Below are 23426 nucleotides of genomic sequence, written 5' to 3'. Positions count from 1 at the left end.
GAGAGTTCTGAGTTGAAAGTTCTGAATCCTGAGTGAGTTTTTAACTCAGGAAGCTTCATTTGAGAGTAACCTATTGAAGTCGTTAAGAAAAAGAAACTATTTCTATTTTCCATTCCCCGGATTTATCCTTAGGGTTATACTTAGCAACGCCAGCTTACCCTACCTTAAGCCGTGCTTTGCGCGTCTGTGAACGTCTGCAAATCCGCATAACCGACGGCAGGCAGTTGCTTACCTTACGGGAACGCCAAGGGCAAACAACTCTAGAAGAGTAACCACTGGCTCTTGGGCACTACTGTGGATTAGACATTCAGTAGTTGTTTAAAAAGCATGGATTTAGAGAAGCTAACCGAGCCTGCTGTTAGTTACTGATTCACAAGGTAGCTGTAGAAAGAGTGTGTATTCTTTAATCTGCCTCAGTTTGTCTGGGATAAAATCCTAGAAGTTGCACTCTAATATCTTTGCTTTCACCCCCTGAACACCAGGGTAGTAAACCAGCTAATTCAATGCAGCGCCAGAAAATTTCTCTTCACCCCATTCTAACGCAACCTTACTAAAAATCAATTCCGACGATGTGCCATGTTAGGACAACTACTAGCAAGCTGTCCTACAGGGATTATACCCTTAAAATTAGCCGATTGCGGTGGATGTGCAGGAGTTGAAATTCTCCACTAGCCACTATCCCTAGCATAAACAGGATTTGTTCAGGACGCAATAGAAAACCATCTTGGCGATAGCTACCTAGATAACGGATAACAGATATAGATTCTGCAATGCAATTGTAGTTTTCTACTAATTCCAGTTCAAATAAGCGATCGCGCAGATTTATTAACTGGCTCTTGCCTGACTTAGTTGTATGCTCGTACCAGAGCGCGTCTTTTGCTTTGATGGTATCAATCCATTCTTGCCATTGTATAGGTGTTGTTTCTTCAAGTGCTGCTACAGTAATTAAATATTCTGCGGTCTCTAGCAGTTGGGTAGCTGCCGGAGTTTTTAAATCTATCTGCGCCACATTATATATAGGTATATCTGTGGGCATTTCCCGAACTAACTGTTCTCGAAAACTATCAACTGCCACTGGCACAGTTAACTCAAAATCCGCAATTTCACCACTACTAGTAGCCCCTAGAGCCAAAGCAGTTGCTAGAGAAATTCGCGGCATTGGATGAAACCCACCAGTCAAAGCAATTGGCAAGCCTGCTCGCCGCACAACTCGGTCAAACAAACGGATTAAATCCAGGTGGCTTACCAAAGCCATATTACCCTGTTTCCCAAACCAAACTCGCAGTCGTTGTGCCTTAATTGTGTTGGGGACAAACTCGCCAGCGAATTTCGGGATAGCGGGTGGTTTAATCACGACGTTATGCCCGAAGTCGGTGCCACAGACGCCACAGTGAGAACAACCTTCAAAAGAGCAGTCGGGTACAATTGCAGCTTCTAAGGCGCGTTGCAAGTCTTCTTTGAGCCACTTTTTGTCAATCCCAGTATCAATATGATCCCAAGGCAGGGGAGTATCGAGGGAGTGGGGAGTGGGGAGAGACGCGATTAATCGCGTCTGTAAAAAAGTTAGGAATTGAATATTTTCCGCATCTTTTGATCTCTTCTGATCTTGTGCGTGAAACAAATTCCATTCGCCATTTTCTACTTGGCGGTATTTCCAATTTAGATCGGCTTGGGCGATCGCAGACCCCCAAGCACTAAAAGCTTGATCTAAATTTTCATACCAGGAATCCATCCCTGCACCCAATTCCCAGGCACGGCGCACTACTTTGCCCAAACTGCGATCGCCCCGTCCCACAAAATCTTCCATTGCCGAAATGCGGACATCGGTAAAATTTACCTTCACTCCCTTTATCCGCCGGAATTCTTGCCGCAGCAGGTTTTGTTTACGCTTAAATTCAGTAGTAGAAACTGAGTGCCACTGGAATGGTGTATGGGGCTTGGGCGTAAAGTTAGAAATCGTCAGGTTAAAGTTTAGGTGTTTTCTGCCCAAGCCCCGACATTCTTGCTGTAGCCAGCTTACTGTTTCCGCAATGCCTAAAACGTCAGCATCCGTCTCACCCGGTAAGCCAATCATAAAATACAACTTAATTTTATCCCAGCCTTGCTCCCAAGCCGTTTTCACCCCCCGCAACAGTTCTTCATTTGTCAAACCCTTATTTACGATGTCTCGCATCCGCTGAGTTCCAGCTTCTGGAGCAAAAGTCAGTCCACTTTGCCGCGTACCTCCAAGGATGTTGGCGATATTCTCATCAAATCTGTCTACCCGTTGGCTTGGTAGAGTCAGAGAAATGTTTTCATTTTTTAAGCGATTTTTGATTTCCATCCCCACTGCTGGTAGGGACAAATAATCAGAACAACTCAGAGATAGTAGGGAAAACTCATTGTAACCAGTTGCCCGCATCCCCTGTTCAATCGCTTCTACCACCTTATCGGGTTCTACATCCCGTGCTGGTCGAGTCAGCATTCCTGGTTGACAGAAGCGACAGCCACGAGTGCAACCACGCCGAATCTCAATGGTCAAGCGGTCATGCACCGTTTCTACGTAGGGAACTAACCCAATGGAATATGCTGGTATGGGAGTTGCAACCCGTCGCAAAATTCGTTTTGGCACGTCCGGGCGACGAGGATGAACCGAGCCATCCTCTGCCATGTCATAAAACTGAGGGACATATACGCCTGGTATCTGTGCCAAATCCAGTAACAGATGTTCCCGACTCAATCCTGCTTGTTTGCCTTCTTCTAACACCAAACCAATTTCTGGCAGCAGTTCTTCTCCATCTCCAAGGGCGAAAAAGTCGAAGAAGTCAGCGTAAGGCTCAGGATTCGATGTCGCTGTTTGCCCACCAGCAAAAATCAACGGAAATGGAGACTGGAGATTAGTAAATTCTCCTCTGTTCTCCTGCCTCTGTTGCCACGTCAAGGGAATTCCAGCCAAATCCAACATTTCTAAGATATTAGTTGCACCCAGTTCGTAGCTGAGGCTAAAGCCTAAAATGTCGAATTCTGTGAGCGATCGCTTTGACTCTACCGCAAACAATGGCGTATTAGTTTCGCGTAGTTTGGCTACCAGGTCTTGTCCTGGGAGGTAGGCGCGATCACACAATTGACGCGGTTGGGCATTCAAGATGTTATATAGGATAATGTGCCCTAAATTGGATGCACCGACTTCATATACTTCTGGGTAGGTTAAAACCCAGCGTATTGCTGTCGTATCCCAAGCTTTGTGTACTGCTAAACGCTCATTACCCAGGTAACGCCCAGGTTTTAAAATATCCGATGTTATTAATTTTTCAACTGCAACAGCCACTGTGCTATCTTCTAGCTACCTTAATTACAGCTACTCAATCCCAACCTTAGCATTTAATTAGATCTTATAACATAGTTTATCGTTGCAACTTATAACTCCTTTACATAAGATCCAGACTTTATGCAAACTTTTCTGCTTTTACATAAAGTTATCTTGCAACCAACTCGGCTTTACCGTCCAATATTTCAAACACCCTATCGAGTTGCGTCAGTTCAAAAATAATTTTAATTGACGGAGCAACAGTGCAAAGTCGGAAACTCCGTCCTAAACTAAGAGCCAGCTTGTGTGTAGATAACAATGCCATCAACCCCGTACTGTCTAACGATTCTACTGCTGCTAGGTCTACCACCAAGATGGAAATACCATTTTGTGCCAACGCTGTGGTCATATCTCGTTCAAATTCCAAAGCGTTTGCAGCATTCAAACATCCTTGGGGACTAATAACTGCGATCTTGGGATAGTGAAGCACTGCCTGCATAGTTACATCCTATTGAGAGTTATTAAAGCGTCAAGCTGAGAATTATTTGAACATAAACTTTTTTTTGTTGCATCGACCATACGTCTTAGGTCTCTTTGCTGAATCTTTATTGCTTTAGTATCTCTGTTTAAAGATTGTCATAATTCCAGTTTGAAATGTGTTTATATATACTTTTTTTTTATCCCAGTTCAAAAACAATCAACATAGACAGCCTTAGAACAGAGAAATCATCCGTAACTATGCTGAGAAAACTTACTTAGTCTATAGGACTCATATTTGATTTTAAAATTTGCGTAGGGGAGCCAGCGCTCAGAGGGGTTTCCCCAAGTGAAGCAAATAGCGTTGCGTTAGCAAAGCGTAAGGCACTTCCCGAAAGTTTTAGTGCCGTACTCAAGGGCAATAACACAACGCCAGTCAGCTCAAGTTGGGAAACCCGTCCAGACGGCTGGCTCCTCTACATCTACTTAAATTTTTTCAAAAATCAAATCGTATTGATATATAACTCAAGCTAATTTAGCCAAGTTTTAACGGTAAGTTAAATCTTCCGCTTTAGCGTTGCTGATGGTATATGGCATAGTCATAGCGAATTATCATCTATCTAACTAATTAAATTGTGATCTAGATCATTAATAAAGTAGTATTTGGATCACTCTTTATACTGAGATTTCTCTGGGATAATTAGTATCATATACAGTTGGATTATTACTTATGAGAACTAAGTACGCTATTCGTAAATTGGTAGAAAAAGCTCTTGACATTAAAAAACTAACTCCTGAGATAGAAAATGAAATCAACTCAGAACTGACGGAACTGGGTTACATTTCTGATGTTGATTACGAAGCTCTAGAATTATTAATGGCAGAGATGGATGCTGGGAGAATTCAGTTGGTTCCTAGCTTGGGATATTCCTAATTGCTTAGGCATAGAGGTTTCTTGCTTTTATCAAGTGAATTTGATTAAGACTGAAACAATAAAACTTTAAAATAGATAAAACAAGTTTTAGTAAAGGCAGGGCAGATAACAAGGGCGATATCATTGTTTATATTTTTCTATGAGGTTGATTATTTAAATAACTAACGAACCTACCCCTCAAAAATGTCTATTTTGTAAAAATTGGCCCATAAGCATAAAACGTGACATTTTAGAATGAAATAGCTTTGCTATAAACCGCGTAGTGTGTTGCAAATTCTGGGAGCGAAAGATGTAGCGATCAAATTTCACAGTTTATTTAAGTCGTACAATATGGCAAGCTGGCGAGTTGGTTGTGTTGTTGGTATTAAAGGCTTGGCACAGGTAAAAACTAACGTTAATTCTGAGGTATTTAAGGTAATTCAAGCATGTGTGATCGCAGCTTATTCTCCTACCACTGAAGCAGAATTCTAAGCCATAATGTTGGTTTCCCAAAATCGCCGTGATATTATTGTTAATCGACTGCAATCTCTAGGTTGGCCGATTCAGCCTCCGAAAACTACCCTTTACGTCTGGACACCTGTTCCCCTAAGATATGCCTTAGCAGAATTTGTAACGTTGCTACTTAACAAATGTAGTATTATTGTGTATTTATGTAGTGGTTACGGTGCATCTGGAGAAGGCTTTTTCCGAATTGCTTTAACTATTAGTGATGAGCGGTTGCAAAAAGGAATTCAACGGATGAAATATGCTGGCATCCGTTACGCCTGATGGAGACAAGGGAGACAAGGAAGGATAACTAATACCTAATGCCCTGTTTGACCAATGCCTATTGATATGCTTGCCAAAGTTGGTGAATAAACTGATTGAGTTGTTGCTTGGCACCTAAATCAGGTTCAGTTTTTGGTTCTTTTGCTAAAACTTGGCTTAAGAAGGTAATTACTTCTGTGTCTAGTGCTGGCCGAAATAAATTGGCAGGCCAAAGTAGGTCAGACGCATCTCGCAAATCGGTAATTAGAGGCGATTCTTGAATCAAAGTAACCATTAATAAAGGACGCACCCAGCACAACTGGCGGGAAACTATAAATTGAATGACTTCTGCATACAGATTCCTGTCGCCATGCTCTAAAGACACAATTTGTCCTGGTTGAAGAAAATCTAGGCTAATGTCCATCATTACGCAGTTTGGGCAGGGGCAAGGATTATTTTGCAACTTCCTTAATTTTAAAAGTGAAAATGCGCTACGTTTAAGGAAGCTTATGTAACATTAGGTTAGCACTCTCACGGCAACGATGTCTAAGACATCTGCCTCAAAAGTGGCTACGCAAAGCTAATACGACCAATTCTTAGCAGTAAAGGGTTTTCCTAGCATAGTATCTGAACAGAAATACTATAGAATAGGTAAATAACTGTTAAGCGATCGCAAGACAGAGATTTTGTTGTAGTGAATTAACGAGAAAAGAGCAAAGAGCCGTGTCAGTTGAAACTATTGAAAAGCGTTCCACATCCCGCAAGCTCGCGCCTCGGTATCGCGTTTTGCTCCATAACGACGACTACAATTCTATGGAGCATGTTGTGCAGTCACTAATAGCCACTGTGCCAAGCCTTACCCAACCTCAGGCTGTTAGCATCATGATGGAAGCCCATACTAACGGGCTAGCTTTAGTCATTACTTGCGCTCTGGAACACGCTGAGTTCTATAGCGAAACATTGAAAAGTCACGGTTTAAGTAGCACGATTGAACCTGATGAATAGTCATTGGTCAATAATCAAGAGTCATAATCTGGAGTATTGACTCCTGATCGTTGACCTATTTGGTATGAAAAAAAACCTTGTCCGTCTAGCTGAACGCCCTGCCCCTATTAGGCTGGGTTGTTTTATTTTGACTTTATTGCTGCTATGGTTGCCATTGGCTGCACCAATATACTTACTAGTGCATGATTCCAACTTAGAAAGTATATTGACATTGGTATTGTTATATGCAGTATTTATTTTTCTCATGAGACTATGCGGTAAGTATGTCTACCAGCAGCCCCAAATTCTATGGCATTATGGCTTAAAATTCACGCGACAAAACGGTGTGGATTTAGTGCGTGGCTTGGCTATAGGCATAATTAATATTCTGATACTTTTTGGGGTAGAAAGTTTGTTGGGTTGGTTGGTGTGGCAACAACCGAAAGTTTTTTTGCTGAAAGTAATTTTAGAAGGTTTACTTGTTGGCTTAGGTATTGGATTTGCTGAGGAATTGTTATTCCGAGGTTGGTTGCTAGATGAATTACAACGAGATTACAGTCCGCGTGTGGCACTGTGGACAGATGCAACTGCGTTTGCGACATTGCACTTTATTAAACCCTTGGAGGCAATTATTCATACACTGCCGCAATTTCCAGCTTTAGTACTGCTGGGGTTAACGCAAGTATGGGGAAAGCGTTGGCGAAGGGGACGCTTGGGTTTACCAATTGGTTTACATGGTGGTTTAGTATGGGGCTACTACATTATTAATGTTGGGAAATTAGTAAAATATTCTGGTCAAGTTCCTGATTGGGTAACTGGTGTGAATAATAATCCCCTACAAGGAGTGATGGGGGTGTTGTTAATGAGTGTACTAGCTTTGTGGATACGAGGGCGAACTGAGCGATCGCTTCATATATGAAAATAAAAGTATTAATCGTATCAGCTATTTGTTTGTGAGAAATCAGCAGACAGATATTTTGGGCAGTTGTTGATAATCATGAATCGCCAAAAATGTACCAAATTACTGCATGGGTGTCAGCTACAGCACGCAGCATCAAATATCCTCCCGTGGAAAGCTAGCCCATTCTTCACTACGGGCTACATGAATTTCCTCTGCAGAAGGTGCATTTCCTAAATCAGCACATAGTCCCCACAAGGATTGGCGGGGAAAGGTAGAGAGTTTATCTGTTAACTCACGTTCTATATCAGGAGCAATTTGCTGGATCAAACGTACTTTGTCCACAGTTGAAAGCTGCTTTGCTAATTTGATAACTTCCTGTAGACTCACAAATTTTTACCTGCTTGAACTGCAAAAATTTTAACAATAGCTAAGAATACTGCAAAACGGCGAAGCAGTGACGTTCGGATGGGAATAAAAACGATCGCCATAATTCACTTTGGGCGATCGCACCTACGCCACATTTTTGACTGAGATAATTCCCTCACCACACCACTGGATAAGTAGCCATCTGTCAGAATCTTTATCCAGTGCTGGCTTGAGACGAAAATTAAAAACCTCTTGCCATACTTCTACTCCATACTGGGATACAAAATTTGTCTCCAGTTCTTTGAACTGTTCCCATTGCCGATTTGCGATCACGGTCAATATGGGAATAATTGCCGTGATTGAGACTTGTGCAGCGATGGGTGTCATTCTGGATAGTCCTCAAAAATACAAATAATCAGCATAGGTGGTTTTTTTGGTGTTGATAAGCTGTTCCACATCTAGTTTGCATATCTAAATTTCATGAAAGTCTTGTGGAGTGGGCATCTTGCCCACCATAATTATGCAATTTAAGGGTGGAACAGCTTAATTTTAAGCAACCGTTTACCCTTGCTTCTGGCAAGAAGCGCAAAACAGGCTAACTCTGTTTCTGCTACTGACCAATCCCTTGGATCTGTTACCGGGTCAAACTCCTCTTCATCTGAGTTTTTTGATTGGCTTTTGTCGGTCATGCTTTGATTCGTTAATAATAAAACTTACGCAAAAAACCTCTCAAACTTTCATTCCTCCGTGTACTCTGTGTCTCTGTGGTTCGTTCTTTCATGACCCGTGCGTAAGTCCTGAATAAAGACTGCGACTAAGTACGGTTAGGCTCACAACTTTTCACCTGCTTAATCTGCGAAAATTTTAACAATAGCCAAGGATACTGGGCTTTTTGGTGCAATCTTTACGTAAGCGTCTCAACCACTGTCCCCACCAAACACGCTTTATTCAAATTAACGCCGCTCAAATTTACACCTTCTAACTCTGCACAAAGCAAATTCGCCCCTGAAAAATTCGCCCCTGCCAAATTCGCCCCCCGCAAGTCAGCTTCTTCCAGGTTTGCTTCACTTAACAAAGCCCCTTGTAAATCAGCGCGACTCAAATCTGCACCTTTGAGATTTGCCCCAGTCAGGTTTGCACCGCGCAAGTCAGCACCGCGCAAGTCAACACCTTGCAAGTTCACGTTCATCAAATTGGCACCACTCAAGAAAGCACCCGCCAATGACACATCACTGAGTCTTGCTCCCATCAAGTTAGCGCCGCGCAAGTTACTACCCCGCAAGTCAGCACCTGTTAAATCTGCTTGCATCAGGTTTGCTCCCATCAAACTCGCCCGCAAATCAGTTTGTTGAAGGTTTGCTCCCATCAAATTCGCCCCCTCCAAATGCCCACCTTCTAGTTTGGAAGCAGCGAAATTAGTGCCGACAAGGGTAGCGCCAGCAAGATTAATCCGGCTTAAATCCAGTCGGGAGAGTTCTTCGTCTTCTAAATTTGCCCCTGGAAGTTGTTTGAGTTTTCCTAATTTAATGGCTTCAATATTCATGTAAAGTAACTACCAATCTCCTCACTTATCTTGCTGTAGCTATCCCATTGGGAATCAAGTATCCAGATGCCGGCGCTGACTTTGGGTGTGATTACAGGTAAGTCTAGTCCCTGTTGTAAACCCATAACTAACAAAGCTAGGGTATCTACAAGTTTAGGGTCAAAGCGGGTAGATTGTTGCTGTCTGCACTCATCTAAAGCTTGAGTAAATATCTGTTCCTGGCTTTGATTTGACAATTTTCGCTGATTGACTCGCCACTGAAAGTCTGCCAATAATGCCAAAATTCTCGACTCTAGGGGAATTTCATCTCCAGCTAAACCTGCTGGTTCCCCTGTGCCATTCCACCACTCGGTTTGGTGAGTGATAATTTGGGCAACTGCTCGTAGTCGTGGCATGGTTCGCAATACTTGCGCCCCCGGTACTAAGGGACAAGTTAAGGGAGAACTGGGGGCATCTTCTTGGTAACGTGTGGATATACCGCCAGTGAGAACACTTTCTGCTTTCTGTAATGGATCTATGCGATGCAACAAACTCGCCAGCCGCAACCTTTTAATTTGCCATGCAGGAAGATCCAAAAGCTGGGCGATCGCTTCAGCAAGTACTACTACTTCCGCAGCTGCCATTGGATTGTTGACATCTGCCATATCCATCAGTTGCGCCATTCGCAAAAAGGCTTGGATTTCGTTAGAAATCAAGTTGCGATCTAGCGTTTGTTGGCGAAGTGCTATTGGTATGGATAAATTATCTTGCTCAGTCTGGAGGTAATCTACTACACGGGAGACAACTGCACCTAAATTTTGGGATCTGGCCATTGACGGTACAATTTGTTGTTTATCGGTTGTGAGTTTATCCGCCAGTTCTGGGTTGTATTTTCTAATGTGAGCGATCGCTATTTCTGCTGTATCTTGCACTAACTCTGGCTCAAATGTCCACAAGCCATAGAATTTACGCTCTAAGTCTGATGTCGGTACTCCAGCGCTGCCATAATCAGCCTCTGATAATTCTTGACAAATCACCATCGCTGTGTATTTAGGCGATAAAATAATTAAGTGCCACTCCTGCGCTACTGGATCAATTGGATCTAATGCTACTAAGTCTACATTGGGTAGCTGGCTGGTAGGATGTTCAGCAAAGCCGGATTCAGCGGCAGCCATGATGGCAATTTGGCGGCTGCGCTGGGCGATGTCTGCATATCGCCCAGCTTCTTGTAAATACCATTTACCCTGTTGGAAAGCTGTGATAACTAAGGGTGTACCGTCGTCGGTTAAGATATGGTCTTCTAGAGCGTGGCACAGGGCAACAAGGGTATTTTTGTAGTAAACACCGAATCGAATTGGCCTGGTGGTATGGCGATGGGCTGTTTCTAACTGTTGTAAGATTGAACCTTCTAACATGGGATTTGGTAAAAATAACCGCAGAGGCACAGAGAAGCCAGTGCGTTGGGAGGGTTTCCCGACTTGAAGCAACTGGCGCGACACAGAGGAAGAGAAGGGGAGAAATTCAGAATTCGTATTTTCTAGGATACACCCGCTAACTGTTTTTCTTTCGTTTCTAATCGTGCAGAAAGTGCTGCTTCTAAGTCGGCACAACCCAGCTTTTCTTGTAAGATTTTCATGACTTCACGTCCGAAATCGTTGGGGTTTTGTTGCCAAGCTTGCAAGCAGACTTCTCCGAAGAATGAACCAAGAGGTTCAGGATTCCAGAGGAGTTTTTTGGCTGTCCACGGCATCAAACTCATTGGATCATAGCCTGGTTTGAGGATGCCCTCTTTGAAAGCATATTCTTCTAAATGGGTATGGGGTTGCAGTCCAATAAAGAAGATGGCTGGTTCGACTTTATCAGCACCAAAAATCCGTTCTAGTTCGCGGTGGTACGCGATGGTTTGGCGGATGGTTTCGGGACGTTCATCAATGACGTTAAAAGAGTAGTTGACGGAAACTAAGTCGTTGAAACCAGCTGCTTTTAAATCACGGCAGTTTTGCAAGACGTTTCGCAGGTTATACCCCATCCGCATTTTCCGCACGAGTTCTTGAGAACCACTGGTAATCCCAATTTCAAAGTAGTTCATCCCGGTTTTCGCCATCAAGTCGCACAGCTGGGGTGTCAAATTGTCGGCTCTGATATATGCTGCCCAGTGGATGTCTGTCATACCAGAATCGACGATTTTTTGCAAGAGTTCTATGGCATCGTCGATAAATTTTCGGGCTGGGATGAATTGGGCATCGGTAAACCAGAAGTTGCGAATGCCGCGATCATATAATTGGCGCATCTCCGCAACTACTTCATCTACTGGGTTGATGCGTACTTGTTTGCCTTCGACAACAGTGTAGACGCAATAACAACAGTTGTGAGGACAACCACGCTTAGTTTGTACACCTATATAAAAATCTTGTTCTTGCAGATAATAGTTAAATTCCGGCCAAATACTTTCGATATAGTTGTAGTTACAGGCTGTTTTTTCTAATGGGGTGGGTTGTTCATGAATTAGTCGTTTGCGTGGTTGAGTTTCTCCTGCAATGTAACAGCGTTCATCTCGAAAATCTCTGCCACTTAAAAGTTTTTCCAGCAGGGTTTCCCCTTCACCCACAGAAATAATTGTCCCTTGGGGTAAGCTTTTACCCAACTGTTGATAAAATACACTGACTGCACCACCACCTACAACTACACGAGCATTAGAATTATATTTTTGGGCACGCTTTAAACCGCGTTTGATTAAACCCTGATTACGCCATAACTCTACATAGTAAGCAATGAAGATTCGTAAACCGCCCAATCCGCCCCGTAGTTTCAAAAGAGGATTTTTAGCATAGTAAAATTCAAAAGCGTTTTGCAGTGGGTTGCCACCACGTCCACCAACTGGAGCATAAATTTGAATATCCCGCCAAGAAAATACTAGCAGTGTCGGTTTAAATTCATCGATACAGCGATCCAAGGCAAAAGTGTAATCTAAAGGTGGCACTGTTCCCAAATCAAAAATGCGCTGTTCGATATTAGGAAACTGTTTGTGAACGTGATCGCTCAGGTAGACAACCCCAATGGGAAAGATAGGGTTACAAGGAAGGCGAACGTAAAGAATTCGATTTTCCATCATCGGTGTTTTGACTTCCATCTTGCCAATCTTTGGGGAAAGCGAAATAAATTCCAGTTTTAAGGCGTGTTTTTGTTTTGGCTACTCTTAATCTCTTAAATTTGGCTTGACATTTTAGCCAATTATTGATATGGAAACTTTTGATCACAGATGCAGGAATCAATAAAATTGCTTTGTATACCAAATGCAGGGGATCAAGAGAGGCTTTATGAAGACATTTTTCATATAGCTTTACGATAACATTGAGTTCATTCATTAAGCGATGATCCCAGGATGGAAAGCCTGGGATATATGAAACACAAAAATACACTCCTTAATTAGGCTCAAGCTAAAGGGATCTTTGCCATACCTACCCTGTAATTATCTGCCCTAAAGAAGTTAAAACCTTTTTAGGGCAGATATTAAAAACTTAAAAATGTTCACATAGTGTAAAATTGTAGACAAAGCGTAAATATTTACAAGATTTTTAGAACCTACGATATATCTTTAGGTAGAAATTATCTACAAAGAGTTAAGTTGGTAGTCGGAGCTACAGCAACTGGGGATCAGCCAATGCTAGGCTTGGAAAGTGTAATGTAAAATTGTGGCGTAAAGCTCCTCAGCAGTTATGGCTCAAATATTAGATCCTCTACCACCTGAGCAATCGGGAAAAATTCTCTGCTGCTACATTAATGCCACGAGCAAAATACAGGTAGCTCGCATCTCCAATATTCCCAACTGGTACTTTGAAAGGGTTGTTTTCCCTGGACAACGTTTAGTATTTGAAGCTCCGCTAAAAGGTCAAGTGGAGATTCATACAGGGATGATGGCAAGTGCAATTTTATCCGATAAGATTCCGTGCGATCGCCTGATGCTCGAAGAACCTAGTGCTTATGAGTTTGATACAGACTCATCAGATGGAAAAGACCCTATTAATACCAAACTAATGGTGCAGCAAATTAATACAAAAACCGAAGATACTACAAAACCTTTACAAATGGCTAGTTTAGCTTCTGTTGATTAAAAAAAACAATTTGGCTTAATTTCAGGGTTGCTAAATTTAGCAGCCCTTTTTGTTTACTATTTATGTGGGGCATTGGAAATTGGGCATTGGGGAGCCAGCGCCGTGGTGTTAGCGCAGCGTTAGCGTTAGCGAAGCGGTAGCGATAGCGCAGTGTTAGCGAAGCGGTAGCGATAGCGCAGCGTTAGCGACGTAGGAGCGTCGGAACGAGCGTCCGTAGGAGCGTCGGCAGTCCGGTCTTTTCCCATTCGTGAGAGGCTAGCGCCTGCCGTAGGATGCCCGTAGGGCTGTAGGGGGTTTCCCCCAGGAGGAACTGCCGTGCATGGTTTCCCGACTTGAGGCGACTGGCGTCATTGGACATTGGGTATGGTTATTTTCCTTGTCTCCCTTGTCTAGTCCCTGCTCCCCTACCCCCTGCCTCCTCTGCTCCCCCATCTCCCCCTCTCTCGATCTACAATCATTCTTATGAATCTGCCTTCATTTCTTTGGTTGTGGAAAATAGCCGCCTGGTCGATGGGGTTGTCCCTGCTGGCATATCTGATGTTAACAGTCACCGGCATTTGGATGTTTCGGACGAGAACTTCGCAGCAATTCCCTTTTATCACCCCATTTCTGGGTGGAAATAGAGAGGTGCGATCGCTCCACTATACAATGGGCATCAGCATGGTAAGTTTAGTGCTGCTACTTCTGTTAATTGGTATTGTTGGCACTTGGGGACACTTTGGTTCTTTAGGGCACTCGTCACACTTGGTCGCTGGATTGATAGTGGTAGCATTAGTTTTACTGTCTGCTTTTAGTGCTACGCAAATTAGTGCCAGACGGCCTTGGGCTAGACCTTTACACATCGGCGTAAATATTATTCTGTTTGTCGGATTTGCTTGGGTGTCCCTGACTGGTTGGATTGTAGTGCAAAAGTATTTACCCTAAACCGATTTTAAATTTTAGATTAAGAAGTGCCTTGCATGACAATCTATTGAACCATCAGGGCAATTTAAAGAAAGTGTTTCTCTGGAAGCTCTATTGGCATGGAGAAAATAAAAACATCAACAAGTATTCGTGTTTGTCTACCTGAATGCTTGCCTGGTTCCCAGTTAGTATGAATTTAAAGCCAATAATCGTGATTGAGCCGTGACAGCAAACTTAGCCAATACCTCAGCTTCTGTTTTTCGTCTGTCTCCTTTGATTCGGATAACGCTGCTGAGTCTATATATAGCACTCACAGTCCCATTACCCTTCTTATCGCAGGTAACAGTTGCACCCGTACCCCCAGAATTATTGTGGATAGGGATTAGCATCGGCTTAGTTGCCTTGTATGCTGTATTGACTGAACAAGTCATGGTAGATGACCAGGGAATTCAGGTTACTTACCCCGCTTGGGTGCCTCGCTTTTTTCGTAAAGGCTGGTTCTTACCTTGGTCAGAGGTGAAAGAGTTAAAACCCCGCACCACTGGTCAAGGAGGGCTAGTTTATTACTTCCTCAGCCAGGATGGGAAAGCTTATTTACTACCAATGCGTGTAGCCGGATTTGCCCGTTTCGTCCAAATTGTCCAAGCAAAGACAGGCATTGATACTACAGATGTTCGCCCTTTAGCCCAGGCGTGGATGTACTTGATTTTACTACTACTCACACTGCTGTTACTATTGGTCGATGGCTGGGCGATCGCTACAGCCTTAACTACTGCACAATTAACTTAAAATAGGGTATTGGGCATGGGGCACTTGTACTGAGCTTGTCCTGAGCGTAGCCGTAAAGCCTGCGGCATAGCTACGCTTAGAGCGCAGCCTCTCCAAGAGTTGTATTGGTTATTTCTCCCCCATCTCCCCAGTTCCTAGTCTCCATTGCCCCCAATCCCCACTCCCCTTGAATACAGCAAAAGCCACGCTCAGGCTAGAGCAAGTTAATCTGTTTACAAAGCTGAAAACCCAACTTCCCGGTAATCAGCAGGGATACCCTATATTGCAGGATATATCCTTAGAAGTATTCCAGGGCGATCGCATTGCCATTGTAGGCCCAGTAGGCGCTGGTAAAACTTCGTTACTGCACCTCCTCAACCGCCTAATTGAACCCACAAATGGTAAACTGTATTTAGAAAATCAAGAATATCGCCAAATTCCTGTCATTCAGTTACGCCAGATACTTGTACTTGTATTGCAAGAATCCAAGCTGTTGGGGATGACAGTTCAGCAAGCTTTGGCTTATCCTTTAGTTTTGCGTGGTTTGCCCAAACAGACAATTCAGCAACGAGTCAATCACTGGATAGAACAACTGCACATTCCCAGTGAATGGTTAGGGCGAACAGAGGTACAACTTTCTGCTGGACAACGACAACTAGTAGCGATCGCTCGTGCCTTAGTCATCCAGCCTAAAATATTATTATTAGACGAGCCAACCTCTGCTCTAGATGCTGGTACAGCTTCTCATCTAATGCAAGTCTTAACCCAGTTGAGTCAAACTCATCAAACCACGATTCTGATGGTAAATCACCAACTGGAACTAGCCCAAATGTTTTGCACTCGGTTATTACACCTGCAACAAGGTCATTTATTCGCAAATCAAAGAGTCTCTGAGATAAACTGGGTTGAATTACGAGAAAGCTTAATTAAAGCAAAAGCTCAAGACGATTTTGGATTTTAAATTTTGCATCAGTCAGGAAATAGGAATCAGGAGTCGTTTTCTTACTCCCCCTCACCCCAATGCCCTGTTTGCAATGTTTGGGCCATTTACACTTGACTACTACTAAGTGTTGAACGTTGATTACTAAATCTCTCTCTAACTAACTTTGTTGTTTGTGACTGTGAAATATTGATATTCAAAATTTCCATGTTAAAACGGTATCCTACATTGCGGATAGTTTGAATCAAGTTAGGTTGCCGGGGATCAAGTTCAACCTTTTTCCGCAGCGACAAAACGTGAGTATCAATGGTTCGAGGGTTATCGATAGCGTCAGGCCAAGCACGACGCAGCAATTCTGACCTACTCAGAGGCACTCCCCCAGCTTGTGCCAAAACGTACAGCAAACTGAATTCTTGGGGCGTTAAGTCGATAAACTCCCCCTGGAAGCGGACGCGGCGCTGAACTAAATCGATTTGCAAAGTGCCATAATCCAAATAAGCTGGTGCAGTAGGTGTACGCTTCCGGCGAATCAGTGCCTCTACCCGTGCCAAAAACTCTTGCATCCCAAAAGGTTTGCTCAGATAATCATCCGCACCCGCCTTTAAACCTGCGACGATATCACCTTCACTATTACGGGCAGATAGCATTAAAATAAGAGGTTGCTGCTGACGATGCAACCAACGACAAAACTCAATGCCGTCACCATCAGGCAGGTCTGCATCCAAGACTACCAGTGTTGGTTGATGGCTTAAAAATACTTCCCTTGCTTGATAAATACTGGCAGCTTGATGCACACGGTATTCCAGTTGTTGCAAGTGCCAACCCAACAACGACCTCAGATGGGGATTCCCCTCAATGATTTCTATACAAACCGAACCCACGGTGGCAAGATCCCTTAGCGTCGATGCCTTTCAAAGTAACAAGCCCATCTCTAAGGTTTTGTAGCCTTTGTTACTTCAATTGCTATTAGCTTTACATTTCCTCATAAAAAGCGTGGCAATATCTTTAATTTATGCCTTGCCAAAAGGCGATTAGAAATATTATTAAATTTTTATTAAGTTTATCGAAAGTGTTACTAAATTTATTAAAAGTTCTTTTAGCTTAATATTTTGCTTTCAGATGGGTGGAATGTGGGAAATATCTATAACCCAACCAGCTAGCCGTTACTACAACAGCTTTTTAACCTGATGGTGAAAGAAGATTTTTTCGCAAAAATTTAGTGCCCACATCCACGAACATAACACCAATATAATTGGGCTGTTGAGTGTGAAAATTAGAAAAATAACTTAGCAGATAAATAGAATCGATGTTTTCTGGAATAGGATTAAAGTAGCTTGTAGCTGCTATGAGGGTACTGCCCAAAGTAGATGTATTGACTTTGAGTTGATGCCAAAGTGAAATTACAGTTCACATTTGAGCGTGAATCATTTACAATTCTCATTCCAAAGAGATTAATACAGCAGTTATGCTCCAAGACACACAAACCATCCGCTATTACCAAAGACTCACCGACGCCTTCGTCGAGTTATGGAATCGCGGTTATCGCACGGATGATATGCGGATGTATTTGGATGGATATCTAGCCGCACTGCGACATGGCAACATCATTGAACCTTTTCTAATTCATCGCTTAGAAGAGGAAGCCAGCCGCTACTTGCACGATGGATCAAATTTTACAGTGCCGCAACCACTGCCACAACGCGATTACTACTAAGTACCATTTACCTGGCCATTGATAGTAACCCTTAATTACCGCAGATTATTATAGCATATTATCTGTATTCGTCAATGGGTTGCTGTGGTGTGAGATTTTGGAGATATTGTATTGAGAAAACGCATCCCCTCAGCCCTAAACTTGGTCTTGCCAATTCGACTGAGGGGATTTTTGACTAGCCCTGAAATCAATTCCAAGATAGGTCAAGTATTTTTGTGAAAAACCGATTAAAAAACCCTTGAAAGGGCAGAGAAATAGTATCTCCCCTTTCAAGGACATTAAAAACGGCACATTGCCTTGATTGCGAAGCGCAAATTCAGCAGCATACCCTCTGGTTTGCGTAAAGAGATATTACGAGGCTAGTGCTACTTCTACCTTTTCCTGCAATTCACCTTTTTGATACAGTTCAATCAAGATGTCAGAACCGCCAAGGAATTCACCATTGATATACACTTGGGGAATTGTCGGCCAGTTAGAGTATTCTTTAATTCCTTGACGGATTTCAGAGTCTGATAGAACATCAACTGTCTCGAAGGGAACTCCCAAGGTATTGAGAATCTGCACAACGTTGTTGGAGAAACCACATTGGGGCATTAACTTGTTTCCCTTCATGAAAACTAAAATCTTGTTCTGTTGTAGCAAGTTATCAATTTTCTCTTTGAGTTCTGGCGTCATGGTATTTGTGTTTCCTATGTTGCATTCAACGATGACGAGTGAGAAGTTAAAAATTCATAACTCCTAACTCCTAATTCCTAACTCTATGTTTACGAAGCTGGTGTTGCTTGCCAAGCTTCGGGAGTATATGTTTTTACTGCCAAGGCATGAATCGCTTCAGTTGACATAGCTTGCCCCAAAGCACCATAAACTAACTGGTGCTGCTGCACAAGTCCCTTACCTGCAAAGTGCGATGAAACTACTGTTACCTGATAGTGGTCACCGCCACCAGTCAAGTCTTGCACCTGAACCTGGGCGTCTGGCAGTTCCGCCTTGATCATTGCCTCAACCTGCTGCGGACTAATCATCGCTATTCCTGAAAAAACTTACTTTTCTATTATTAACAGATATAGAGCAAATGCCTGTGCCAAGTTCAGGTTTTGGCAAGGCTGGGGATAAACTGCCTCTGAGGTATATTTTTGAGAACGCTGGGTCAAACGGCAGATAATCCTATCTTAGCACTGGGGCGTTCCAAGGTGCTGCTCAGGGAGAGAAGGATGTGAAAGATGGGGGAGATGAGGAAAAACAGGCAACGCCAATTTAATTTATTTTTTTGGGGGTGAGGAAGATAAACCACTACCTTCTCTGGGATAGGGAGAATCTACAAAACCTAATTCAAACAACTGCTTATAGGCTTTCTTGCCTAAATCCCGCGTCGGGTTTTGACTTTTAATTATTTGAATTAACAATGGTACAGCTAATTCTGGCTGATTTTGTGCCCGATGTACCAATGCTAACTGAAAGGTCGCTTCATCTCGCTTTTGGGCTGTTACTAGAGCTTTTTGACGCTGAGAATCAGAAACTCTATTGTCAATTCCCGAAAAGCTAGCGTTTAACTCTTGATAAAAATTAGATAGCTGATTATAAACCTGACGTGCTTCTAGCAGTTTCTTAGCAGCTAAGGGGTAGTTTTGAGCAGAAACGGCTTTTTCTGCCTCTTTCACAAGGCGATCGCCCCCTTCAATGCTCAAAAGGCTGCTATTTTGGGTTATAGGGCGAAGGTTATTGGGATTGTTAGGGTCAATGGGTTGTGGTTGGCTGGTAGTGCCTGGTGACTGTGATACCTGAGCATTCACAGGTGATAGCAGGCTGAGAACTGCTATGACTGATAAAACAGTACGGTGCATCAAGGTAACAGCGGCAGCAGTGTTCATGGGATCAATTAGTGCGACAACTATATAAAAAAGTTATGGAAACTTCGGGTATCTTAACTCTGTTTTGGTCTTGGACAAAGCAAAGACACATCCTAAGTATCTCTGATTTAGGACTGAAAATCGGTTTAATAGAGTTCCCATGACCCTTGTATAGTAATTAACTTAAATCGTCGTAATCAGTGATACCAACAGTGGACTGCGTTAACGTGTTAATTCCTTTGATTCTCCAATTATCGGTTTACTGGCAAGTAGCTTGGGAGTAGTTTTACAAGGCGGTGACGAAGAGTTGATTTGAGAAAAGAATTTAGACTGCTTCAGCATCTGTCTGACTACCGACTTTCCTCGCCAATAATTATCTGAGGTTAACTGGGATATTTGGCAGGAGAATCTTCCCAAAGCACTGCTTGAACTAATTCGCGTAGGCGTAGCCCGCCGTAGGCATCGCACCAAACCACTTAAACATGGCGATGTCCCTAGTCCGGGCTTCCCAAAATTTTATTTTTACCAGTCATGTTTACAAAATCAAGTAAAATCTAAAGACTTTCATTTAACTGTCTGACCAAATAGTAAGAATATTTCTCATCAACTAATTCAGTATGCAGACAATTATTAGCTGTTTGCTCAAAAAAATGCCAATTTGGCTGAATATCCCGTCAAGAAAAGGTAATCTATATATGTATACATCCTCAAAGGTTGCAAAATACCATTAATCTTTTGTGATTTCTTCAGGATGGATATAGCAGTTAGCAATTAGTGCCAAATTTTGAAAACGTACAGTTTCTGAATTATGTACGGTTAATAGTCAAACAATTTTGGATAATGGAATTGACGATAGCGTAGCGTAAAGCCTTCTCTACGAGAGGCTGCGCCAACGGCATGGCTTCTCTACAACACGCTACGCGAACGCTTAGAGCAAGTCATTGAGCGTCTTTTGGATTAACACTTCGGCAACTGTTAGAGACGCTCTTGGGTTCGCTCAGTGCTGACCCCGACCACGTTAGCGTAGCGGCACGAAGTACGGGTATGGGGCTTGAGGATAATGAAATTGACGATAATGGAATTGTTCCGCCCACGCTTGGACGGGGCATGAACCAAAAAAAATCTAAAATCTAAAATCGGCACGGTCAATGGTTAAAAGCCAGTCTTGGAACTTTTGACTAGATTAAGAATTAGTAATTTCTGCAAATGCGTGATTAGTAATTTTTGTTTCTTGATGGCTTAATTGTTGCAGTGCCTTTGCCAAATCAGCCGTCATGTTTTTGGAATCTTGTTTTATACAGCCATGCATGTAATCCGCTACTCTAATTGGGGAGCCAATGTGAATACTCACATCTGTACCCCAATTTGGATAAGGTTGGCTGTAATTAATGCCTATAGGTATGATTTTCACTCCCAGCCCGGAATTACTAGATTCAGCACTTAAAGCAAGACGAGCAATTCCCGGCTTCAACTGGTGAACTTGACCATCACGAAAAATATTACCTTCTGGAAAGATGACCAGGGTTTTTTTCTGTTGAAGTAGCTCAACTCCATGTCGTAGCGTGCGAATTGACGGATGCTTAGAATTTACAGGAAACCCCCCCAAACGTCGGACAAACCAGCCTTGCAAACCTTGACATTCGTCAATAGTCACCATGAATCGCAAGTCTTGTTCTTCCAGACAATCAGCCGTAGCATAGGGTACAAGTAATGCATCCCAACGCGCCCGATGGGTAGGCGCGAGGATCACAGGCCCAGTTGTGGGGATATTTTTTTGTCCGGTTATTCTAATTTGCCCAAAGAATAACGGTAATAGGCAGTGACGCCCTAATAAATATGCCAGAGGACTTAACCAAGGAGAAACCCTTGAGGTAGTACCAGCCACCTCAGAATTTGCTGGTGGGCGCTGACAGGTATCGGATGAAGAGTGAAATTCCATGATGACGGATGCAGCTGATTGACGGGTAAAAATTTAACGAAAAACCTGGTTAGTTACACCGTAGATTCTCTTGCGTGAGTTGTGTCCTACTAGATGGACAGTTTTACCTCTGTCCGTAGTTTACCCTACGCCGCTTAGTGGCAAACCAAGCCTGTAATTGCTGACGACAAGCTGACTCTAGAATGCCTCCGATTATTTGGAGACGGTGATTAGAAGCAGCGCTATCGGGTATGTTAATAACTGTACGAATTGCGCCAGTTTTTGTATCGTCTACTCCATATACAAGCAATCCTAGACGTGCTTGCAGAATAGCACCTGCACACATCGGGCAAGGTTCGAGAGTTACGTAGAGGGTGCATTCATTAAGATGCCAATTTTTTAAAGTTATTGCAGCTGTCTTGAGAGCGAGAATTTCCGCATGAGCGGTAGGATCTTTGTCGCGCTCTTTTCTGTTTTCTCCTTCTGCCAGCAATTTGCCAGTTGGATCAATGATAACAGCACCGACAGGGATTTCACCTGCATTTCCTGCTGCTTTTGCTAATTCTAGAGCATAACTCATCCATTGTTGATGTATAAGATATTCCGTATACTTAGTTAGCATATTCTGATCAATACGCGATCTGCAACTTAATATTCTGACCTCACTTCCATTCCTCTCTCCTAAAAGGAGGAAGCACTGCGTTGGGGAATCAGCGCAGTCTTCTCAAAATCCAAAATTGCCCAACATAGCATCACCAAGGCAACCGTTGAGGGTTAATTTGATTGCTAAATAGCGGACTGGGTTAGAAGGGGATCGAGTTGACTTTGTGTGTCTAGTTGATAGAGGTCATCGCAGCCGCCAATGTGCTGGTTATTGATAAAAATTTGCGGTACACTACGGCGTCCGTTAGCGCGTTCTGCCATTTTAGCTCTGGCTGCTTCGTCGCCGTCAATTTTATATTCAGTAAAATTTACACCTTTCCACCACAGCAGCATTTTGGCACGAATGCAGTAAGGACAAGTTTGCCATGTGTAAAGTTCGACGTTGGCTTTGACTCGCTCTGGATGGCGATTTAAGAGAGGATTAAGAAAGTCCAGCATATTTTCTTAAGCAAGGTTTTAACTATATCTCTAGCCTAGATCATTGCTGGCATTGCCTACTGCCTTGGGGCTGGAACCCACTTTTGAAAACTCTCTAAATGATTCCAGTAAGACAAATATCCAGTCAATGCCCAAATTAGAGCGGCTACTATCAGCACAGCTACGCCAATTAACCGCCAAGTTCGGTTGGTTTTCCAATAGAGAGTTGGGGCTGCAAAAATACCACCTAATCCAGTTAAAATAAAGCCGATTCCCGATAAAAGCGGTTGCTTTGTCAAATTCAAGTTGAGGATGCGGATACCCACTACGATCGCAACTACACCAGCAAAGAAGCCGTAAACTGCTATTGTCAATAAATCCCAACCTTGAGCAAGGGCGATCGCCGCTGCAATAAACAAGATTCCAAATAAGACAGTTGTTTCACCAAAGGCAATGTTAAAGCTACCGATTACTGGCCAGGTGAAGCTCATGTGTAAACCAGTTGTTAGTGCGATCGCACCCGTAATTCCAAACCCAGGAATCCACTGTCTTTGATTAGAACTATCTATACCACGATACACATAGTCAGCCAGTAGAAATAACCCAGCTACCATATTGATCAACATTAGTGTGATGTAGTCGATAAACACGATTCACCTCTTAATTTGACAAGCTCTTGACTCTGCGCCTCGTTTTTCGCTCATTCTTGAGTTTTTAGTGAATTCACTAGCTTTTTTCTTTATTATTTTATACCTAAAGATAAATACTGAAGAAAAGTAATGTTCTAGATATTCACTGCTACCTATTTGTGCTATTTCTTATTTTAGTTACTTTTGAACCCGCTTTATACTGGAGTAAGATAAGTGAAAAAGCAGGATGTCTTAAGTGGCACTTTTGTAACCAGTTAGCAGTAAAACTTAACTTTCC

The 23426-nt window shown here is 42.9% G+C and carries 27 protein-coding genes; 10 read left to right on the top strand and 17 right to left on the bottom strand.

The genetic code is table 11. From position 1 onward, the window contains the following. Positions 1-613: 613 nt before the first annotated feature. Positions 614-3307: a TIGR03960 family B12-binding radical SAM protein gene (locus V7K40_RS28675; protein ID WP_334965786.1), complete on the bottom strand. Its 2694-nt coding sequence runs from the start codon at positions 3305-3307 to the stop codon at positions 614-616. A 148-nt stretch (positions 3308-3455) separates the two neighbouring features. Further along, entirely contained in the window at positions 3456-3785 is a 330-nt protein-coding gene (locus V7K40_RS28670; RefSeq protein ID WP_334965784.1) for an STAS domain-containing protein, read from the bottom strand. A gap of 708 nt (positions 3786-4493) precedes the next feature. On the opposite strand from V7K40_RS28670, the gene V7K40_RS28665 reads away from it, so the two are divergent. The 3 genes from V7K40_RS28665 to V7K40_RS28655 all read left to right on the top strand — a co-directional run bounded on the left by V7K40_RS28665 (position 4494) and on the right by V7K40_RS28655 (position 5465). Further along, a complete protein-coding gene (locus V7K40_RS28665; protein ID WP_334811578.1) occupies positions 4494-4697 on the top strand; it encodes a hypothetical protein in 204 nt (67 codons plus the stop codon). Between the two features lie 330 nt (positions 4698-5027). Continuing rightward, entirely contained in the window at positions 5028-5168 is a 141-nt protein-coding gene (locus V7K40_RS28660) for a hypothetical protein (RefSeq protein ID WP_334965782.1), read from the top strand. 6 nt (positions 5169-5174) lie between these two features. Next, the gene (locus V7K40_RS28655; protein WP_334965780.1) at positions 5175-5465 is read left to right on the top strand and encodes an aminotransferase class I/II-fold pyridoxal phosphate-dependent enzyme; all 291 of its coding nucleotides are present in this window, start codon (positions 5175-5177) and stop codon (positions 5463-5465) included. Positions 5466-5523: 58 nt separating this feature from the next. Here V7K40_RS28655 and V7K40_RS28650 read toward each other — a convergent pair whose 3' ends face one another. After that, positions 5524-5868 carry a hypothetical protein gene (locus V7K40_RS28650; RefSeq protein WP_273769628.1) on the bottom strand — a complete coding sequence of 115 codons (345 nt, stop codon included), beginning with the start codon at positions 5866-5868 and terminating at the stop codon, positions 5524-5526. Between the two features lie 299 nt (positions 5869-6167). On the opposite strand from V7K40_RS28650, the gene clpS reads away from it, so the two are divergent. Together clpS and V7K40_RS28640 are read left to right on the top strand one after the other, a co-directional pair. Continuing rightward, positions 6168-6449 (top strand): ATP-dependent Clp protease adapter ClpS, encoded by a 282-nt coding sequence (clpS, locus tag V7K40_RS28645; RefSeq protein ID WP_273763800.1) that lies wholly within the window; start codon positions 6168-6170, stop codon positions 6447-6449. Positions 6450-6513: 64 nt separating this feature from the next. Beyond that, the gene (locus tag V7K40_RS28640; RefSeq protein ID WP_334965778.1) at positions 6514-7347 is read left to right on the top strand and encodes a type II CAAX endopeptidase family protein; all 834 of its coding nucleotides are present in this window, start codon (positions 6514-6516) and stop codon (positions 7345-7347) included. Between the two features lie 135 nt (positions 7348-7482). Here V7K40_RS28640 and V7K40_RS28635 read toward each other — a convergent pair whose 3' ends face one another. The 6 genes from V7K40_RS28635 to V7K40_RS28610 all read right to left on the bottom strand — a co-directional run bounded on the left by V7K40_RS28635 (position 7483) and on the right by V7K40_RS28610 (position 12582). Next, positions 7483-7716, bottom strand: a complete 234-nt coding sequence (locus V7K40_RS28635) for a hypothetical protein (protein WP_334965776.1) — start codon at positions 7714-7716, stop codon at positions 7483-7485. A gap of 123 nt (positions 7717-7839) precedes the next feature. Further along, positions 7840-8082, bottom strand: coding sequence for a hypothetical protein (locus V7K40_RS28630; protein ID WP_334965774.1), 243 nt, complete (start codon positions 8080-8082; stop codon positions 7840-7842). 517 nt (positions 8083-8599) lie between these two features. Beyond that, complete coding sequence (locus V7K40_RS28625) at positions 8600-9238, bottom strand: pentapeptide repeat-containing protein (RefSeq protein WP_334965772.1); 639 nt, start codon at positions 9236-9238, stop codon at positions 8600-8602. Then, positions 9235-10632: a DICT sensory domain-containing protein gene (locus V7K40_RS28620; RefSeq protein ID WP_334965884.1), complete on the bottom strand. Its 1398-nt coding sequence runs from the start codon at positions 10630-10632 to the stop codon at positions 9235-9237. The genes V7K40_RS28625 and V7K40_RS28620 overlap by 4 nt, the downstream gene beginning before the upstream one ends. 122 nt (positions 10633-10754) lie before the next feature. Beyond that, complete coding sequence (locus V7K40_RS28615; RefSeq protein WP_334965770.1) at positions 10755-12347, bottom strand: photosystem II high light acclimation radical SAM protein; 1593 nt, start codon at positions 12345-12347, stop codon at positions 10755-10757. Then, positions 12289-12582 carry a hypothetical protein gene (locus V7K40_RS28610; protein ID WP_334965768.1) on the bottom strand — a complete coding sequence of 98 codons (294 nt, stop codon included), beginning with the start codon at positions 12580-12582 and terminating at the stop codon, positions 12289-12291. The genes V7K40_RS28615 and V7K40_RS28610 overlap by 59 nt, the downstream gene beginning before the upstream one ends. Positions 12583-12933: 351 nt before the next feature. Here V7K40_RS28610 and V7K40_RS28605 point away from each other — a divergent pair, with 351 nt between their 5' ends. The 4 genes from V7K40_RS28605 to V7K40_RS28590 all read left to right on the top strand — a co-directional run bounded on the left by V7K40_RS28605 (position 12934) and on the right by V7K40_RS28590 (position 15961). Next, a complete protein-coding gene (locus V7K40_RS28605) occupies positions 12934-13329 on the top strand; it encodes a DUF1830 domain-containing protein (protein WP_334965766.1) in 396 nt (131 codons plus the stop codon). A gap of 462 nt (positions 13330-13791) precedes the next feature. Continuing rightward, entirely contained in the window at positions 13792-14253 is a 462-nt protein-coding gene (locus V7K40_RS28600; protein ID WP_334965764.1) for a DUF4079 domain-containing protein, read from the top strand. A gap of 201 nt (positions 14254-14454) precedes the next feature. Then, complete coding sequence (locus tag V7K40_RS28595; protein WP_334965762.1) at positions 14455-15021, top strand: hypothetical protein; 567 nt, start codon at positions 14455-14457, stop codon at positions 15019-15021. A 166-nt stretch (positions 15022-15187) separates the two neighbouring features. Beyond that, positions 15188-15961 carry an ATP-binding cassette domain-containing protein gene (locus V7K40_RS28590; protein ID WP_334965760.1) on the top strand — a complete coding sequence of 258 codons (774 nt, stop codon included), beginning with the start codon at positions 15188-15190 and terminating at the stop codon, positions 15959-15961. 86 nt (positions 15962-16047) lie between these two features. Here the strand turns inward: V7K40_RS28590 and V7K40_RS28585 are convergent, their stop codons facing one another. After that, entirely contained in the window at positions 16048-16821 is a 774-nt protein-coding gene (locus V7K40_RS28585; protein WP_273763788.1) for a response regulator transcription factor, read from the bottom strand. A gap of 584 nt (positions 16822-17405) precedes the next feature. Here V7K40_RS28585 and V7K40_RS28580 point away from each other — a divergent pair. Next, positions 17406-17654 (top strand): DUF6761 family protein, encoded by a 249-nt coding sequence (locus V7K40_RS28580; protein ID WP_334965758.1) that lies wholly within the window; start codon positions 17406-17408, stop codon positions 17652-17654. A 351-nt stretch (positions 17655-18005) separates the two neighbouring features. Here the strand turns inward: V7K40_RS28580 and grxD are convergent, their stop codons facing one another. The 7 genes from grxD to V7K40_RS28545 form a co-directional block, all read right to left on the bottom strand. After that, positions 18006-18329: a Grx4 family monothiol glutaredoxin gene (grxD, locus tag V7K40_RS28575; RefSeq protein WP_298918833.1), complete on the bottom strand. Its 324-nt coding sequence runs from the start codon at positions 18327-18329 to the stop codon at positions 18006-18008. A gap of 89 nt (positions 18330-18418) precedes the next feature. After that, on the bottom strand, positions 18419-18676 hold the full coding sequence (locus V7K40_RS28570) for a BolA family transcriptional regulator (RefSeq protein ID WP_094332828.1): 258 nt from the start codon (positions 18674-18676) through the stop codon (positions 18419-18421). 237 nt (positions 18677-18913) lie between these two features. Continuing rightward, positions 18914-19522 (bottom strand): hypothetical protein, encoded by a 609-nt coding sequence (locus V7K40_RS28565; protein ID WP_334965756.1) that lies wholly within the window; start codon positions 19520-19522, stop codon positions 18914-18916. A 1162-nt stretch (positions 19523-20684) separates the two neighbouring features. Beyond that, positions 20685-21440 (bottom strand): 1-acyl-sn-glycerol-3-phosphate acyltransferase, encoded by a 756-nt coding sequence (locus tag V7K40_RS28560; RefSeq protein ID WP_334965754.1) that lies wholly within the window; start codon positions 21438-21440, stop codon positions 20685-20687. A 103-nt stretch (positions 21441-21543) separates the two neighbouring features. Then, positions 21544-22041, bottom strand: a complete 498-nt coding sequence (tadA, locus tag V7K40_RS28555) for a tRNA adenosine(34) deaminase TadA (protein ID WP_334965752.1) — start codon at positions 22039-22041, stop codon at positions 21544-21546. Positions 22042-22205: 164 nt separating this feature from the next. Continuing rightward, entirely contained in the window at positions 22206-22520 is a 315-nt protein-coding gene (gene grxC / locus V7K40_RS28550; protein WP_334965750.1) for a glutaredoxin 3, read from the bottom strand. A gap of 56 nt (positions 22521-22576) precedes the next feature. Next, entirely contained in the window at positions 22577-23149 is a 573-nt protein-coding gene (locus V7K40_RS28545; RefSeq protein WP_334965748.1) for a DUF981 domain-containing protein, read from the bottom strand. Positions 23150-23426 lie beyond the last annotated feature (277 nt).

The organism is Nostoc sp., from assembly GCF_036917195.1.
Taxonomy (GTDB): Bacteria; Cyanobacteriota; Cyanobacteriia; order Cyanobacteriales; family Nostocaceae; genus Nostoc.
This window is presented reverse-complemented; position numbering and strand designations above follow the sequence as displayed.